The sequence below is a fragment of the Cryptosporangium sp. NPDC051539 genome (assembly GCF_044454545.1).
GTDB lineage: Bacteria > Actinomycetota > Actinomycetes > Mycobacteriales > Cryptosporangiaceae > Cryptosporangium.
This window is the reverse complement of the sequence record NZ_JBITDV010000006.1, coordinates 1-15,600: the sequence shown is the minus strand read 5'-3', so window position 1 is coordinate 15,600 and position 15,600 is coordinate 1. Positions and strand designations below refer to the sequence as shown.

Sequence of the window (15,600 nt, the reverse complement as noted above, 5' to 3'; positions counted from 1 at the left end):
CCTCCTCGTCAGCGGCTCCTCAGCTGCGGAGCGTCGGGATCCGTGCGCTCGCGCCGCTGCCCGTGCCGTAGTGCCCGGCGCGGCCGCTGAACTGCTCGGCCAGCGCCATCGCGGTGGCGACCTGGCCCTCCGCGAGGGACACCCCGTCCACGGTCGAGATGGTCTTCGCCAGACTACCGTCGTCCCGGACCGCGGCGACGGGGTTGCCCGCCCCGGCGGCGGTCGGCGCCGACAGCACGGTCTGCGTCGCCACCGCGTCGAACTGCTTGACCACGCTCACGAACGCCTTGTTGCGGGTCACCGCGTCGCTGCCGGTCTCAGGGGCCCCGGTGACGATCACGACGGAGGTGGGCCGCGTCTTGCTGACCTCACCGTCGAGGTCGAGCACGCCCAGGTTCTCGTACGCGGACAGGATCATCGTCCGGTTCAAGTCGGTGATCTGCGCCTTGTTCGCCAGCAGCACGGTCGCGAGCAGCGCCGTCGCCGTCTCCACGCCGACGCCGTTGTTCGGCAGGTTGGTCACCCCGGCCGGTGTGGTGCGGGCGGCCAGGTCCTGCAGAGCGTCCTCTTTGTTCGGGTCGGTGAAGTCTTTTTTGAGCCGCACCTGGTTGGTGACCGAGCCACCGGCGGTCGTGATCATCTTCACGACGGCGGTCGTGTCTTCGTTGTCGGCGGTCGGGCCGCTGATGACCAGCGTCGTCCGGCCGGTGAGCCGGCCGGCCAGCAGGCCGGGCGCGATCTGCTGGACGAACTGGTCCTGCGACGCCGCGCGGGTCTGCAGTTCCTCCACCTGGTCGCGCAGCTGGCCGTTACTGTTGCGCAAGCCGCTGACCTGCTCGTTGATCTGGTTCTGCACGGTGCCGTTGAGCGCGGCGGTGCCGAGCACCAGGCCCACGGCGAGCGCGAGGAACACCGCGGTCAGCGAGACCACGTGGTAACGGAAGTTGATCACGAAAACAGCCTCTGCAGCTGGAAGACCAGGTTGTCCCACTGCTCGGCGAGCAGCTGCATCCAGGTGCGTCCGATGGTCGAGATCGCCAACGCCGCGGCCATCGCGCACAGCGCCGAAGCGATGAGCACGAACAGCGACATCGACGACACCCGCTGGCGGTATAGCCGGCTCACGCCCTTGGCGTCGACCAGCTTGCCGCCGACCCGCAACCGGGTCAGGAACGTCGACGCCATGCCGGCGCGTCCTTTGTCGAGGAACTCGACCAGCGTAGCGTGCGTGCCGACCGCGACGATCAGCGTGGCCCCCCGCTCGTCGGCGAGCAGCATCGCGATGTCTTCGCTGGTCGCGGCAGCCGGGAACACCACCGCGCGGACGCCCAGCCGGTCGACGCGGGCCAGGCCCGGTGCCCGCCCGTCGGGATACGCGTGGACGACGACCTCCGCGCCGCAGCGCAGCACGTCGTCGGAGACCGAGTCCATGTCGCCGACGATCAGGTCGGGCGTGTAACCGGCCTCGACCAGCGCGTCGGCGCCCCCGTCGACCCCGATCAGCACCGGGCGGAACTCGCGGATGTAGGAGCCGAGGACGTCGAGGTCTTCCCGGTAGTCGTAGCCGCGGACGACGATCAGGCAGTGCCTGCCGTCGATCGGCGTCTTGATCTCGGGCACACCGACGCCGTCGAGCAGGAGGTCGCGCTCCCGCTTCATGTACTCCATCGTGTTGGCCGCGAACGCCTCCAGCTGCACCGACAGCCCGGCTTTGGCCTCCGCCATCGCGGCCGAGACCGTCTCGGTGTCCTGCCGCTGGCCGGTCGCGATCTCCTCGTCGCCGAGGAAGACCGACTTCCCTTCGATGCGCACGCGCTGGCCCTCGCGCAGGCGGTCGAAGATCTCCTGGCCCACCGAGTCGACGAGCGGGATGCCGGCGGCGACGATCACCTCCGGGCCCAGGTTCGGGTAGCGGCCGGAGATGCTCGGTGAGGCGTTGACGACCGCCGAGACGCCGGACGCGACGAGCGCGTCTCCGGCGACCCGGTCGATGTCGACGTGATCGATGATCGCGACGTCGCCCGGCTTGAGCCGCTGAGTCAGTCGCTTCGTCCGGCGGTCGAGACGCGCCGGCCCGGCCGTCGCGGTGTCACCGTCGGCGGAGCGGGGGCGTCGGAGAGTCGGAAGGCGCATCTCCTGCATCCTCTCATCGCCCGCCACTCGGTTCGGCAGCGACGCGCCTGATCTCGCAAACCCCCACAAAGGCCCCTAGAAGTTTTTTTGGGAAATAACCGCCCTTCTGGTGCCTTCTTGCGCGCGAGGAGGCACGCCGGCCGCCCGGCCCCATCGGGCCGGCCGCGCGGCTCAGAACTCGTCGAGCATCCAGGGCGTCGGGCCCGCGAACATCGCCGCCAGCCGCGCCAGCGCGTCCTCGTCGCCCTCGGCCAGACCCGCACTCCGCAACGCCGCCGCACCCACGTACCCGGTGAACACCGCGGCCAGCCCCCGCGAGCCGATCCGCACCGCGCCGGTGCCGCCACGGGTCAGCTTTCCGCGCCCGTCGGTGACCGAGAGCTGCCACGCCCCGGAGTTCCACGGCGCCTGCGGGTCGGTGACCTCGAGGTCCACCGACGCGCCGAGCGGCCCGAACCCGCGCTCGGCGACCGCGGACTCCATGTCGATCAGCCGCAGCATCCACGGCTCGTACTCCGCGCGCCCGCCGCGCGGCAGCCCCAGCCCGGCCACCGCCGGGTCGGCCAGCCGGACCCGCGCGCTGCGGATCGACGTCCGCCACGACCCGGCCGCGGTCAGCAGCGCGTCACGCACGTCGGGCCGGTCGGCGATCAGGTCGAACACGTCGAGCCGCGCGGGCTCCTCCGAGTGGCCTTGCCGCGACCAGCTCACGTACCCGGCGTCGACGCCGCCGACCGACGCGATCACCACGCCGTCCAGTGCCGCGGGCTCGGCCGGGTCGAACAGCGGGCCGGTCCGGGTCAGCGGGCCCACCGCCGGGCTCGCCGCAGCGGTGTAGAGCGCGTGGATCGCCGTGAGGTCGGCCTCGGCCGGTTCCTCGCGGTCGAGCGCCCGGAGCGTGACCGTCTCCCGCGGCCCGGCCCCGGCCGGACCGGCCGCACCGGCCGACGCCAGCACCGCCACCGGGAGATCGATGCGGGCGAACACGCCCGCCACCTCCCAGCCGAACGCCCGGTACGCCGGCGGGATCGACGGGTACAGCGTGCTCACCGGCTGCCCGTCGTCGTGCATCTGCTCGGTCGCCCGGCTCAGCAGCTTCCGGGCGACGCCCCGGCGCCGCGCGTGCGCCGCCACCGCGACCGACGAGATGCCACCCATCGCCAGGTCGCGTCCCGCGAACCACTGCCGGTACCGCCGGATCGTCGTGACGCCGAGCAACTCGCGGCCCTCGACCGCGGCGAACACCACGTCGCGCTCGACCGCACGCCGGTAGCGCACGCCCCGCTCCTCGCCGCCGGACGGGTCACCGCCGAACGCCGTCCGCAGCAGATGCGCGCCGTGCTGGATGAACCGCTCGTCCTCGAGCGTGAGCCGGACGACCTCGATCGTCATGCCGCGGCGTCTTTCTCGGCGCGGGCCACCGCGAGCAGTTCCTCCGCGTGCGCGATGCCGAGATCGCTGTCGTCGAGACCGGCCAGCATCCGGGCCAGTTCGCGCGGACGCTCGCCCTCCGGAAGCGACCGCAGCCCGCTCGTCGTGACCGAGCCGTCCGAGTCCTTCACCACGACGACGTGGTGGTCAGCGAACGCGGCCACCTGCGGCAGGTGCGTCACGACCAGCACCTGGTGCGTGCGCGCCAGCCGGGCCAGCCGTTTACCGATCTCGACCGCGGCCCGGCCGCCGACCCCGGCGTCGACCTCGTCGAAGACCATCGTCGGCGGGCCACCGGCACCGGCGAACACCACCTCGATCGCGAGCATCACGCGGGAGAGCTCACCACCGGACGCGCCGCGGTGCAAAGCCAATTCCGGAGCGCCCGGGTGCGACGCCAGCCGCAGCTCGACCTCGTCGACGCCCTCGGTGGTGACCGCCAGCCTCCTGCCGTCGACGACGACGGACGGAACGCCCTCGGCGACCTCTTTCTGGGACACCGCCGCGACGACCCGGGCGTGCGGCATCGCGAGCCCGGTGAGCTCGGCGGTGACCTGCTCGCCGAACCGCTCGGCGGCGGCCGACCGGGCGCCCGACAGCGCCGCCGCGGTCTTCGCGAGCTCCGCCGCCAGCTCGTCGCGGCGGACGCGCAACGCGTCGAGCGCCTCCTCGGACGTGTCGAGGTCGTCGAGCTTCGCGGCCGCCTGCTGCGCCCAGGCCAGCACGCCGTCGATCGAGTCGGCGTACTTGCGGGTCAGGCCGGCCAGCTGGGCGCGACGCTCGTGCACCGCCGCGAGCCGGGCGGGATCAGCGTCCAAATTGTCGGTGTAGGAAGCCAGTTCGGTGCCCAGCTCGCCGCAGAGTGCGGCCAGTTCGTCGGCGCGGCGCGCCGCATCGGCCAGCGTCGCGTCGTGAGCGGACACACCGGACAGCGACCGCCGGACCACCCCGAGCAGCGCCGCGACGTCGGCGGACTCCATGTCGGTCGTCGGGTCTCCAGCCAGGGCCTGGTGCGCGGTGTAGGCGGCGATCCGCAGCTCCTCGGCGTGCTCGAGTCGTTTCGACTCGGCCTTGAGCTCCTCGTCTTCGCCCGGCAGCGGGTTGACGGCCTCGACCTCGGAGAGGCCGAAACGCAGCGCGTCGGCCTCCTGGCTGCGCTCGCGGGCCCGGTTCGTACGGTCGAGCAGCTCGGCGGAAACGGCCCGCCAGGCCTGGTACTGCTCGGCGGTCTGCGACCGCAACCGGGTGACCTCTTCGCCGGCGTACCGGTCGAGCGCCGCGCGCTGCTCGGCCGCCGAGAGCAGCCGCAGCTGATCGGACTGCCCGTGCACGGCCAGCATCTGCTCGGCCAGCTCGCCGAGCAGACCAACCGGCACCGTGCGCCCGCCGACGTGCGCGCGAGAGCGCCCCTCGGCGGCGACGCTGCGGGCGAGCAGCAGCGTGCCGTCGTCGTCGGGCGCGGCACCGGCCTCGGCCACCCGATCGAGCACGAGCTTCTGGGCCGGGTCGTCGGGCTCGAACCGCAACCGGCCCTCGACCAGCGCCCGGCCGGTGCCCCGGCGGACCCGCCCGGCGTCGGCACGGCCGCCGAAGAGCAGGCCGAGACCGGCCACGACCATCGTCTTGCCGGCACCGGTTTCCCCGGTGACGACGGTGAATCCGTCAACGAGCTCCAGCGTCGCGTCTTCGATGACGCCCAGTCCGGTGATTCGGATTTCCTCCAGCACGTCGCTGAGGCTACCCAGCCCCACCGACAGCCCGCTCGTTGCGGGCCGCTTCGGCGTCGCCCCGCCACCCCTGGACCGGGAGGCCGAATTTCGCGACCAGGCGGTCGGTGAACGGACGCGGGCTCATCCGGACCACCCGCACCGGGTCGCTCCCCCGGCGGATCACCGCGCGGCTGCCGGGCGGCATCGCCACCACCCGCTGCCCGTCGCAGGACACCACCGCGGGCACGCCGTCGGCCAGTACCTCGATCATGATCGTCGAGGTCGGAGCCGTGACCAGCGGCCGCGCGAACAGCGCGTGAGCGCTGATCGGCACGACGAGCATCGCCTCGACGTCGGGCCAGACGACCGGCCCTCCGGCCGAGAACGCATACGCGGTGGAACCGGTCGGCGTCGCGCAGACCACCCCGTCGCACCCCCAGCGCGAGAGCGGACGGCCGTCGATCGACACCATCACCTCGAGCATCCGCTCGCGCATGGCTTTTTCCACAGAGGCCTCGTTGAGCGCCCACCCGTGCGCGGTGGTCCCGTCGGGCCTGCCCACCGTGAGGTCCAGCGTCATCCGCTCGTCGACGGCGTAATCCTCGGCGACGACCCGCCGGACGGTCTCCTCCAGGTGCTCGGCCTCCGTCTCCGCCAGGAACCCCACCCGCCCGAGATTTACGCCGAGCAGGGGAACACCGGAGGGACGTGCGAGAGCTGCCGCGCGAAGGAGCGTCCCGTCGCCGCCGAGCGCGAGCACGATCTCGGCACCCACCGCCGCCTTCTCGTCCGGACGGACGACCTGGGCGTCGATGTTCAAGTCGGGTGCCTCGTCGGTCAGTACCCGCAGGCCGAATCCCGCGTCCGCGAGCTGCGCCGCCACTCTGCGTGCGTGGACCACGTTGAGCGCTCGGCCGGCGTGCGTGACGATCAATGCCTGCCGATTCATCTCGGGTGGGCCTCCCTGCCTGTGGCGATTACGGCGCTGGGGCTTGCTCGACGGCGGTCCGGACCGCGGCGGGGTCCACCGGCGGGGCGTCCCGGCGCAGCCAGAGAAAGAACTCGACGTTGCCGGACGGACCGGGAAGCGGACTGGCCACCACCCCGGCGACGCCGAACCCCATCGTGGCAGCCGTCTCCGCGACGCCGAGCACCGCCTCGATGCGGTGTTCGTGGTTGCGGACCACCCCTCCGGAGCCCAGCCGCTCCTTGCCCACCTCGAACTGCGGCTTGACCATCGGGACCAGGTCGCCGTCGGGTTCGGTGCACGCGGCCAGAGCCGGGAGCACCAGGCCCAGCGAGATGAAACTCAGGTCGGCCACCGTCACTTGGCACGGGCCGCCGATGGTTTCCGGTTCAAGCGTGCGGACGTTCGTGCGATCGATCACCGTGACCCGGTCGTCGGTCTGCAGCGACCAGGCCAGCTGGCCGTAGCCGACGTCGACCGCGATGACCCGCTCGGCACCGGCCCGGAGCAGCACGTCGGTGAAGCCCCCGGTGGACGCGCCGGCGTCGAGGCAGCGCTTCTTCTCGACGGTCAGGCCCGTGAACGCCTGGAGCGCACCGAGCAGCTTGTGGGCGCCGCGGGAGACGTACCGAGGACCGTCCTCGACCGTGACCGTCACCGCGCTGGCCGGGTCGACGGCCGTGGCCGGTTTCGCGGCCGGGCGGCCGTCGACTTTGACGGCGCCGGCAGCGATCAGCTCGGCGGCGTCCTCGCGGGAGCGGGCCAGGCCGCGGCGGACGAGCTCCGCGTCCAGTCGTGTGCGTCGGGCCACGGTGGGTCGGTCAGCTCCCGTCTACCGCGGCGAGGGTGTCCTGGAGGGTGCGGTGGACGGTTTCGTAGGCCGCGACGTGCTCGGCGACCGGACGGGCGTCCAGGTCGTCGAGCTGCGTCAGGACCGCCGAGACCTGAGCCTCCGCCTCCCCGTCCGGCGCACCGGCCGCCCGCCCGCGGTGAGCCGCGAGCGGAGAGGACGTGTTCCCCGCCGCCACGCCGGGCTCGCCCGGAGCCGGTCCGGACACCGGACCGGAGCCGGGCCGGCCCGGCCGCGCGGTCAGGCTCGGGGTGGACGGACCTGGCCGCACAGCCGGTCCGACGCCAGGCGGGCCTGGCGGCGCAGTCGGGCCGGGGTTCGGCGGACCTGGCCGCGCGGTGGGGCCGGGGCTGGGCGGACCTGGCCGCGCGGCCGGACCGGGGCTGGGCGGACCTGGCCGCGCGGCCGGACCGGGGCTGGGCGGACCTGGCCGCGCGGCCGGACCGGGGCTGGGCGGACCTGGCCGCGCGGTGGGACCGGGCGTGGGCGGACCCGGTCGCATCACAGGGCCCGACGCGGGCGAGGCCGACGCGGCGCTGCCGGAGGTCGCGCTGCCGGAGGTCGCGCTGCCGGAGGTCGCGCTGCCGGAGGTCGCGCTGCCGGAGGTCGCGCTGCCGGAGGTCGCGCTGCCGGAGGTGGCGGCGCCAGGCGCGCCGCCGGGGGTCGCCACGCCGGGCGTAGCGCCGCCGAGGTTGGCGCCGCCGGAGGTGGCGGCGCCAGGTATAGCGCCGCCGGGGGTGGCGCTGCCGGGGGTGGCGCTGGGGGGCGGTGCGTCCGGTTCGGACGTCACGAGGCGTTCGGCCCGTCGGACGGGGCGGGGTTGGTGGGAGTGGCGCTCGACGACGCGTTGCTCTCACCCGCGGAGCTCGCGGGAGCGGTCGCCGAGGAGCCGTTGGTGGAGCTGGTGGTCAGGGGCGCGACCGCGTCGGCGGCCTTGGCGGGCATCGCCGTCGCCGGGGTGGCGGGTGCGGGGGTGGCCTTGGCCGCGGTCGACTTGGCGGCCGCGGTCTTCGCCGGCGCGGTCTTCGCCGCCGGGGACTTGGCGGGGGTGGACTTGGCGGCGGTGGCCGCGGGGGTCGCCTTGGCCGGCGCGGACTTGGCCGCCGGGGACTTGGCCGGCGCGGACTTGGCAGGCGCGGACTCGGCCGGTGCCGTCTTGGCCGGGGTGGTCTTCGCGGCAGTCGTCTTCGCCGGGGCGGACTTCGCGGCCGGGGACTTGGCCGGAGCGGCCTTGGCGGCGGACTTCGCCGGAGCGGTCTCCGGCGCCGTCGCGGCCGTGAACGCCGGCTTCGCCGGAGCGGCCTTCGCCGCGGTGGCCTTCGCCGCCGTGCTCTTGGTCGGCGTCTCCTTGGCCGGCGTCGCCTTCGCAGCCTCGGCCGGGGCCGGCGTCGCCGTCACCGCGGTGGACTTGGCGGCGGCGGTCTTGGCCGCGGTGGACTTGGCGGCAGTCGCCTTGGCCGCGGATGCCGGGCTGGGCGTCGCCTTGGTCGCCGGCGTCGCCTTGGTGGCGGTGGTCTTGGCCGCGGCGGACTTCGCCGGAGCCGGAGCCGCCGACTTGGCCGGCGCCGATGCCGTCGCGGACTTCGCGGGAGCCGCCTTCGCCGCGTCCGAAGAGGCGGGCGCAGCCTTAGCCGGCGCAGCCTTCGCGGCCTCGGCCGGGGCCGCCTTCGCCGGAGCCGACGCAACCTTCGCCGGAGCCGACGCAACCTTCGCCGGGGCGGACGCAACCTTTGCAGCCTTGGCGGGGGCGGACGCAGCCTTCGCGGCCTTGGCCGGAGCCGGCGCAACCTTCGCAGCCTTGGCCGGGGTAGACGCAGCCTTCGCCGGATCCGACGCCACCTTCGCAGCTTTCGCCGGGACGGGCGCGGCCTTCGCGCCCTTGGCCGGGGTAGACGCAGCCTTCGCCGGAGCCGACGCAACCTTCGCGGCCTTCGCCGGGACCGGCGCGGCCTTCGCGCCCTTGGCCGGGGCGGGCGCGACCTTCGCCGGGGCGGGCGCGCTCTTGGCGGGCGCGGACTTCGTCGCCTTGGCCGCCTTCGCGGGCACAGCCACGGCCTTCGCCGCCTTGGCGGCCTTCGCCGGGGAGGCGGCGGTCGCCAGCGGGTCGCCTTGGGCGCCACTGGTCGTCGCGGTCTCGGACGCCGGGACCGGCGCCGACGTCGCGGGAACCTTCACCGGCGCCGGGGCGGGCGCCTTCTTCGCGACCGGAGCCGCGTCCTTGGCGGCTTTCTTCGCCACCTTCTTGGCCGCCACCTTCTTCGCGACCTTGCCGGAGGCCGCAGCCGCCAGCGGGTCGCCCTGCGGCCCACCGGCCGAGTCGTCACCGGATCCGGCCGCCTTCAGCGCGGCCTCGAGCTCCTTGATCCGGGCGGTGAGCTGGCCGACCTCGTCGGCGGTGGCCAGGCCGACCCGGTTGAGGGACTTCTCGATCTCGGCACGAACCAGATTGATCAGCGACTCGCGGTTCTGGAGACTGGTCGCGAGGAGGTCTTCGGTGAGAGCCTGAACCTGCTCGACGGTCGCGCCACCGCTCTTCGCGAGCTTCTTGGCAGCCGCCTTGGCCTGTTTCTTGGGTACCTCGGCGAGCCCCGTAGCGAGGGCGAGGTAGGTCTTCAGAGCATCCTGCATTGGGTAAACACCTTCCGCTGCGCCGCGTTGGCCCCGCGGCCGAGTCACCCCACGCTACCCGTCCGTCTCAGCGAACAGCACACCGCTGCGGTCGACGGACGCCTGACAGAGCGCAGAATCCCACTTCGAAGGCCTACTGATCGACCACATCGGCCGGACACGCCGCAGGCCCCTCCGGTCGCGGCGGTCGCAGGCTGTGATGTCCGAGGTAACGTCCCGGGGGTACCTCGCAACGAAGGGATCGGGCCACGACGATGGCGACGCTGGAAGAGTGCCGCAAAGCGCTGCAGGACGTGGCCGACCGGATCGCGTCCGGCGACACCGGCGACCGCGAGCCGCCGAAGTTCGACCGGTCGCTGGCGTGCCGGATCACCGACCTCGGCACCGGATTCAACGCCCGCATCACCGGCGGCACGATCCGGGACATCGCCGACGGCGACGACCCCAAGGCGCAGATCGCACTGACGCTGAGCAGCGACGATCTGGTCGCGCTGAGCCGCGGGGAGCTGAACTTCGCGAAGGCCTGGGCGTCGGGCAAGGTGAAGGTGCAGGCGGGGATGAAGGACCTTTTCCAACTCCGCAAACTTCTTTAGGTGGGCGGCCCGCCGAGGGGGCGAGCCTGGCAGTCGCGCGAGGCCTTGAGACCAGCTGAAGGTCGCGACGGCCTCGCGCGCGACTGCCAGCCTCGTCCTCGGCGGGCTCCAGGTCAGAACGCTCGCGCCTGCGGCGCTCGGTCGGGTGGCGCTCGGTCGGGCGGCACTTGGGCTTACAGGTTCAGGGCGCGGAGGGCGGCCTCGGCGGAGGGGCCTTCGGGCTTGATCGACGTCGGGCCCGACCAGTCGGACTCGTCGGCCCCGGTCAGCGTCCAGGCGGCCACGGACAGGGCTCGTAGAGCGTCCACATGGTCGTTGCCGGTGTCGGTGAGGACCAGGCCGGAGCCGTCCGCACGCGCCGTCCAGCCTCCGCAGGAGGCGCCTTCGGCGCTGACCGCGACGGCCGGGTGAACGGCGCTCAAGCCGCGCAGGTCGGCCGCGACGTACGTCGGACGCTCCCCCGCGCCCGCGCGCAGCAGGTCGGCCGGTTCGGTGACGCCGGTGAGCACGAGCAGACTGTCCGAGCCACCGTTCACGGCACCGGCCATATCGGTGTCGAGCCGGTCGCCGATCACCAGCGGACGCGTCGCACCGGTGCGCCGGACCGACTCCTGGTGCAGGCGCGGGTGGGGCTTGCCGACGACGACGTCGGGCTCGCGGCGCATGGCCGTGACCAGCGCCGCCACCAGCGAACCGTTACCGGGGACGGGGCCGCGCGCGGACGGGATCGTCGCGTCGCGGTTGGTCGCCACCCAGCGCGCGCCCCGGCGCATCGCGACGGCCGCCTCGGCGAGCTGCTCCCAGCCGACCTCGCGCGAGTAGCCCTGCACGACCGCGGCCGGGTTCTCGTCCGCCGACCGGACCGGACGCAGGCCGACGTCGGCGATCTCGCCGGCCAGACCCTCGGCCCCGACGATCAGCACCGGAGTGCCGGGCGCGAGTTCCTCGGCGAGCAACGCCGCGGACGCCTGCGCCGCGGTGACGACCTCGTCCTCGGTGCCGTCGACGCCGACCTTCGCCAGCAGGGCGACCACGACCGGCGCACGGCGGGAGGCGTTGTTCGTGACGAAGCCGATCCGCATACCCGCGTCACGGGCCGCCGACACTCCGGCCGGCGCGTGGTCGATCGGTTCTTCCTGCGTGTACAGGACGCCGTCGAGGTCGAACAGGGCGGCGTCGTACCGGGTGGTCAGCGGGGTGTCGCTGCCGGGCAGCCAGTTGGTGCTCACCGGGCTCCGTTCGCGTCGTCGCCGGGATTTTTCCCGGGGTCAGGGCCGGGCTCGAAGGTGCGGAGCAACTGCTCGAGTTCCGAGGGGGCGTTGAGCTCGTCCGAGCGCGCGGGGACGTCGAGGTCGGCGATGCCTGCGGTGGCCGGGCCGCCGACCGGATCGACGGCGTTCTGCGCCCGGGCGTTGCGGAGCGCGGTCGCGTAGTGGTGGTCGTGCGGCTTCATCGCGACCGCGAGCGAGAGGTGCTCGACGGCGGCTTTCGGATCGCCGGAGCGGAGTGCGGCCAGGCCGAGCCCGAAGAGCGCGTAGTCGTCGGAGGGATGGTCCGCGACGATCGCGGCGAAGAGCTCGCGTGCCTCCTCGTACATCTTGGCGTCGAAGAGGGCGCGGGCGAGGGTTTCCCGGGCCTGGCGGGAGCCCGGCTCGGCCGCGAGCGCCCGCTGGAGCAACTGGGCGGCGGCGGCCGCGTTGCCTTGGCGCAGCAGCTCCTCGCCGCGGCGGAACCAGTCGTAGGCTTCTCCGGTCGGCGTGCCGGGTTCCGGGGTCTCGGTCATGCGTCAGCCTCCGGGGTGAGCGCGTGCTGGCGGCGGGATGGGGCCGCGAGAAGAGGGGTGGGGCTATCCGCCGTTCGGGTCGGCCGCGCCGGGGCGGTCGTCTTTGCTGCCGGAGCGGTCGTCCTCGCTGACGACGGCACCGTCCGCTGGGGCGGTGGGACCGCTCACGTCGGAGGGGCTGACGTCGGAGGCGCTGACGCCGAAGGGGCTGACATCGGGGGTGCTGACGTCGGAGGGGTCGACGTCGGAGGGGCTGACGTCGGGGGTTTCGAAATCCGGGGCGGCGAACTGGGGAGCGGCGAACTGAGGGGCAGCGAATTGGGGGGCGGTGACGTGCGGGGCGGGTGCTGGGGGTGTCTGGGTGCTGGGCGGGGACGGGTCGGGCCGGCTGGTCGCCGCCCGGTCGCTGAACACCGCATCGGGGGACTCGTCGTCCGCCTCGACCGCTAGTTCCTCGTCGGTGGGCGACTCGGCCACGTCCTCGTCGTCGTTCCAGTCGTCGTCGCTGACGTCAGCCGGCGCCGGGTGGTCGAGGTCTTCGCCCTCGTCCCCGGCGTCGAGGTCGGTCGCGGAGCGGGACTGGCCGGCGGCCTGCTCGTCTTCGCCGGCGCGATCCGTCGCTGCGGACCCGTCGGCGGCGAACTCCGCCGCGTCCTCGTCGTCGTCCTCGTCATCGAGGTCCTCCGCGCGGCCCGTCGCGCGCGAATCGCCCTCGGAGCCGAGCCGTGCGTCCTCGCCGTCGAGGTCGGCGCCGTCGTCGTTGAGGTTGGCCGCGATCTGCTCGTCGCCGCTCACGAGCCCTTCTTCGTCGTAGGCGTCTTCCTCTTCGTCGGCAGGGACCGTCGCGGACGGTTGGTTCTCGCCGTCGCCGTCGCCGGTGGCGGCATAGCCGTAGGGGTCGCCAGTGGAGGCTTCGTCGTCGGAGGCTTCGTCGTCGGAGGCGTCGTCGTCGGAGGCGTCGTCGTCGGAGGCGTCGCCCTCGTCGGTGAAGAGGACGCCGTCCAGGTCGAGGATGCGTTCGTCGGCGTCGGTATCCCCATCGACGTCGGCATCGGCCGACTGCACGAACCACTCCCGCGCCTCGTCCACCCTCCCGGCGGTCAGCAGCAGCTCGGCGTAGGCGTACCGCAGACGTGCGAGCCACGACGACGCCCGGTTCGCCCGGAGCTCCGGCACCTCGAGCGTGGACAGCGCCCCGTCGAGGTCACCAGCGTCCTGACGGGCGCCGGCCGCCACCATGAGGAGCTCGACCCGCGTCTCCGTGTCGAGGTTCGCCGCTTCCGGACTCGCGGCCAGCTCGATGGCCTTCTCCGGCCGCCCGAGCGCACGCTCGCAGTCGGCGATCACGGCCAGGTGCACGTCGGAACCGGTCAGGCGCCGGAACGCACGCAGCTCGCCGATCGCGAGCTTCCACTCGCCGGCGTGATACGCGGCGAGCCCGACGGCCTCGCGCACGGACGCGATCCGTCCGGCCTGCGCGCGGGCGGCCTGGGCGTGCTCGAGGGCACGGGCCGGATCGGTGTCGAGGAACCGACCGGCGGCGACCAGATGCCGTGCGACCGTGTCCGCGGCCCCCTTCGGGAGCGCACGGAGCTCCGCGCGAACGTCCCGATCGAGCTCACGGACCTCGATGTCGACGGGGATGTCCGGTCCGACCGGACGTACGCGCCCGGTGGCACCGACCACGATCGGACCGTCGGACCCGGGCCGCGTCGTCCGAGGACCGGAGCCCCGCCCGTCCGGACGACGTTCGCCGGATCCGTGCCGGGCCGCGCGGTCGCCGTAGCCCGACGAGCCGCCCCGGCCACCCGGGAACGACCGGTCACTTCCGGACCGGTCGTCGCGGAACGGACGGTCGCCGCGGCCCGCGCCGCCGGAACGGTCACCGCGGCCCGGTCCGCCGGACCGATCTCCGCGATACGGACGCTCGGCCGCGCCCGCGCTGTCTGCTCGGTCGTTGCGAAAGCCCCGATCCGGACGGTCGCCGCGGCCGGCGGCATTGTCCCGGTCGCCGCGGTACGGGCGCCCGCCACCGGCGTCGCCACCGGAGTAAGGACGATCGCGGTACCCGCCTCCTTGCGGCCGGTCACCACGTCCCGAAGTCTCGTTGCGGAACGAACGGTCGCTGTCCGACGGACGGTCGCCACGACCGGCGTCGCCGCCGCGGTAGCCCTGGCCGCCTCCCTGCGGACGATCGCTGCGGACGGGGCGCTCGCCGCGACCTCCGCCGTTCGCGCCACCGCCGCGGAAGGGGCGGTCTCCGCCCTGCGGGCGGTTCCCGCGGGAGGAGTCACCGCGCTCCGACCCGTACGACCGCGCGCCGCCGGCGGAACGGTCTGGGCCGTGCGGTCCGTCGCCGCGGAACGGGCGCGCGCCGGCGTCGCCGCCGCGGAAGGGGCGGTTTCCGCCTTGCGGTCGGTCGCCGCGCCCCGCGGTGTCGTTCCGATACGGACGGTCCCTGTCCCGCGGATCGTTGTCCCTCGGGGGACGATTCGGCCGGTCGCCGTAGGAGCGGTCGCCCGACGGGCGGTCTGGACGATTCTCGTACGAACGTCCGGACGGACGGTCGCCGCGGTCTCCGGGACGGTCGCCGGAGGAGCGGTTGACGCCCTCACTCCGGTCGGAACGGGGAGGCCGGCTGTCGCTGCCCCGGGGGCGATCGTCGCGGTTCTCGCGGTAGGGCGGGCGGCCGGTCGAGTCTCCGGATCGGCCGGACCCGTGCGGGCGGGCGCCACGAGTGAAGCTTGCGCCTTGCGGGCGGGGCGAGCGGGCGCCACCGCCCGAACTGCTCCGGCCTGCGAAGCCGTCTCCGGAATGCGATCCGCCCGGACGTCCGCGGCCCTCTCGCGAGTCGCCACCCCGGGAATCGCGCGCACCGCCGCCGGTCGGACGCCCACCGCGGGGGCCGTCACCGCGGGGCGCGTCGTCCCCAGGGGAGGAATAGCCGCCGCGGGAGTCCCCGCCGCGGGACTGACCACCGCGGGAGGCGTCACCGTCGCGGAAAGGACGTCCGCCGCGGGCGTCTGGACCGCGGGAAGCGTCGCCGTCGCGGAAGGGGCGACCGGCGCGCGGACCGTCTGTGCCCCGGGCGCCTCCACCGGCGCGAGGAGAATGACCGCCGCGGGACGTGCCGGTGCGTGGGGACTGGCCTCGCCCGGCGGATGAGGAGCCGGCGCCACCGGAGGGACGACGCCCACCACCGCGCGGACCACCCTGACGGTCGCCCCGCCGGTCGTCACCCTGCGCGTCGCCGCGTCCGTACCCGCCTGCGTCGGCCACTCTCCACCTCCGGTTCACAACGTACTGGGCATGGTCGTCCGACCCATCCCGTGGGTGCCACCACACCGGCAGGTCCCCATATAGCAGTAACGCCGCTGCCGAGGTCGGCAGCGGCGTTACTTTAAGTAAAGTCCGGCGGCGTCCTACTCTCCCACACCATCACCAGTGCAGTACCATCGGCGCTGAGAAGCTTAGCTACCGGGTTCGGAATGGGACCGGGCGTTTCC

Annotated in this window: 12 protein-coding genes and 1 rRNA gene; 1 reads left to right on the top strand and 12 read right to left on the bottom strand. The window is 73.8% G+C overall.

All coding sequences use genetic code 11. The features are described from left to right. Positions 1–19: 19 nt before the first annotated feature. From ACIBZJ_RS19245 to ACIBZJ_RS19210, 8 genes are all read right to left on the bottom strand, one after another. Positions 20–952: a copper transporter gene (locus ACIBZJ_RS19245; RefSeq protein ID WP_395931305.1), complete on the bottom strand. Its 933-nt coding sequence runs from the start codon at positions 950–952 to the stop codon at positions 20–22. Continuing rightward, on the bottom strand, positions 949–2,133 hold the full coding sequence (gene steA, locus ACIBZJ_RS19240) for a putative cytokinetic ring protein SteA (protein ID WP_395931303.1): 1,185 nt from the start codon (positions 2,131–2,133) through the stop codon (positions 949–951). The genes ACIBZJ_RS19245 and steA overlap by 4 nt, the downstream gene beginning before the upstream one ends. A gap of 171 nt (positions 2,134–2,304) precedes the next feature. Further along, positions 2,305–3,525, bottom strand: coding sequence for an enhanced intracellular survival protein Eis (gene eis / locus ACIBZJ_RS19235; protein ID WP_395931301.1), 1,221 nt, complete (start codon positions 3,523–3,525; stop codon positions 2,305–2,307). After that, positions 3,522–5,291 (bottom strand): DNA repair protein RecN, encoded by a 1,770-nt coding sequence (gene recN, locus ACIBZJ_RS19230; RefSeq protein WP_395931299.1) that lies wholly within the window; start codon positions 5,289–5,291, stop codon positions 3,522–3,524. The genes eis and recN overlap by 4 nt, the downstream gene beginning before the upstream one ends. 10 nt (positions 5,292–5,301) lie before the next feature. Further along, the gene (locus ACIBZJ_RS19225; protein WP_395931297.1) at positions 5,302–6,222 is read right to left on the bottom strand and encodes an NAD kinase; all 921 of its coding nucleotides are present in this window, start codon (positions 6,220–6,222) and stop codon (positions 5,302–5,304) included. Between the two features lie 28 nt (positions 6,223–6,250). Then, positions 6,251–7,051 (bottom strand): TlyA family RNA methyltransferase, encoded by an 801-nt coding sequence (locus ACIBZJ_RS19220; protein ID WP_395931295.1) that lies wholly within the window; start codon positions 7,049–7,051, stop codon positions 6,251–6,253. Positions 7,052–7,061: 10 nt separating this feature from the next. Next, positions 7,062–7,268 (bottom strand): hypothetical protein, encoded by a 207-nt coding sequence (locus tag ACIBZJ_RS19215; protein WP_395931293.1) that lies wholly within the window; start codon positions 7,266–7,268, stop codon positions 7,062–7,064. A 608-nt stretch (positions 7,269–7,876) separates the two neighbouring features. Further along, positions 7,877–9,718, bottom strand: coding sequence for a phasin family protein (locus tag ACIBZJ_RS19210; protein WP_395931291.1), 1,842 nt, complete (start codon positions 9,716–9,718; stop codon positions 7,877–7,879). Positions 9,719–9,972: 254 nt separating this feature from the next. Between ACIBZJ_RS19210 and ACIBZJ_RS19205 the strand changes: the two genes are divergently transcribed. Then, positions 9,973–10,311: an SCP2 sterol-binding domain-containing protein gene (locus ACIBZJ_RS19205; protein ID WP_395931289.1), complete on the top strand. Its 339-nt coding sequence runs from the start codon at positions 9,973–9,975 to the stop codon at positions 10,309–10,311. A 173-nt stretch (positions 10,312–10,484) separates the two neighbouring features. On the opposite strand, the gene ACIBZJ_RS19200 is transcribed toward ACIBZJ_RS19205, so the two are convergent. The 4 genes from ACIBZJ_RS19200 to rrf all read right to left on the bottom strand — a co-directional run. Next, positions 10,485–11,540 (bottom strand): HAD-IIA family hydrolase, encoded by a 1,056-nt coding sequence (locus ACIBZJ_RS19200; protein WP_395931287.1) that lies wholly within the window; start codon positions 11,538–11,540, stop codon positions 10,485–10,487. Continuing rightward, positions 11,537–12,094, bottom strand: coding sequence for a tetratricopeptide repeat protein (locus ACIBZJ_RS19195; protein WP_395931285.1), 558 nt, complete (start codon positions 12,092–12,094; stop codon positions 11,537–11,539). Before ACIBZJ_RS19195 ends, ACIBZJ_RS19200 begins: the two co-directional genes overlap by 4 nt. Positions 12,095–12,157: 63 nt before the next feature. Continuing rightward, on the bottom strand, positions 12,158–13,780 hold the full coding sequence (locus ACIBZJ_RS19190) for a hypothetical protein (protein ID WP_395931283.1): 1,623 nt from the start codon (positions 13,778–13,780) through the stop codon (positions 12,158–12,160). A gap of 1,723 nt (positions 13,781–15,503) precedes the next feature. Beyond that, positions 15,504–15,600 (bottom strand): 5S ribosomal RNA (gene rrf, locus ACIBZJ_RS19185); the annotation flags it as partial.

Coding starts and splice junctions, on each gene's coding strand:
- eis (WP_395931301.1), bottom strand. CDS start 3,525: ATGACGATCGAGGTCGTCCGGCTCACGCTCGAGGACGAGCGGTTCATC.
- ACIBZJ_RS19225 (WP_395931297.1), bottom strand. CDS start 6,222: ATGAATCGGCAGGCATTGATCGTCACGCACGCCGGCCGAGCGCTCAAC.
- ACIBZJ_RS19205 (WP_395931289.1), top strand. CDS start 9,973: ATGGCGACGCTGGAAGAGTGCCGCAAAGCGCTGCAGGACGTGGCCGAC.
- ACIBZJ_RS19195 (WP_395931285.1), bottom strand. CDS start 12,094: ATGACCGAGACCCCGGAACCCGGCACGCCGACCGGAGAAGCCTACGAC.
- steA (WP_395931303.1), bottom strand. CDS start 2,133: ATGCGCCTTCCGACTCTCCGACGCCCCCGCTCCGCCGACGGTGACACC.
- ACIBZJ_RS19210 (WP_395931291.1), bottom strand. CDS start 9,718: ATGCAGGATGCTCTGAAGACCTACCTCGCCCTCGCTACGGGGCTCGCC.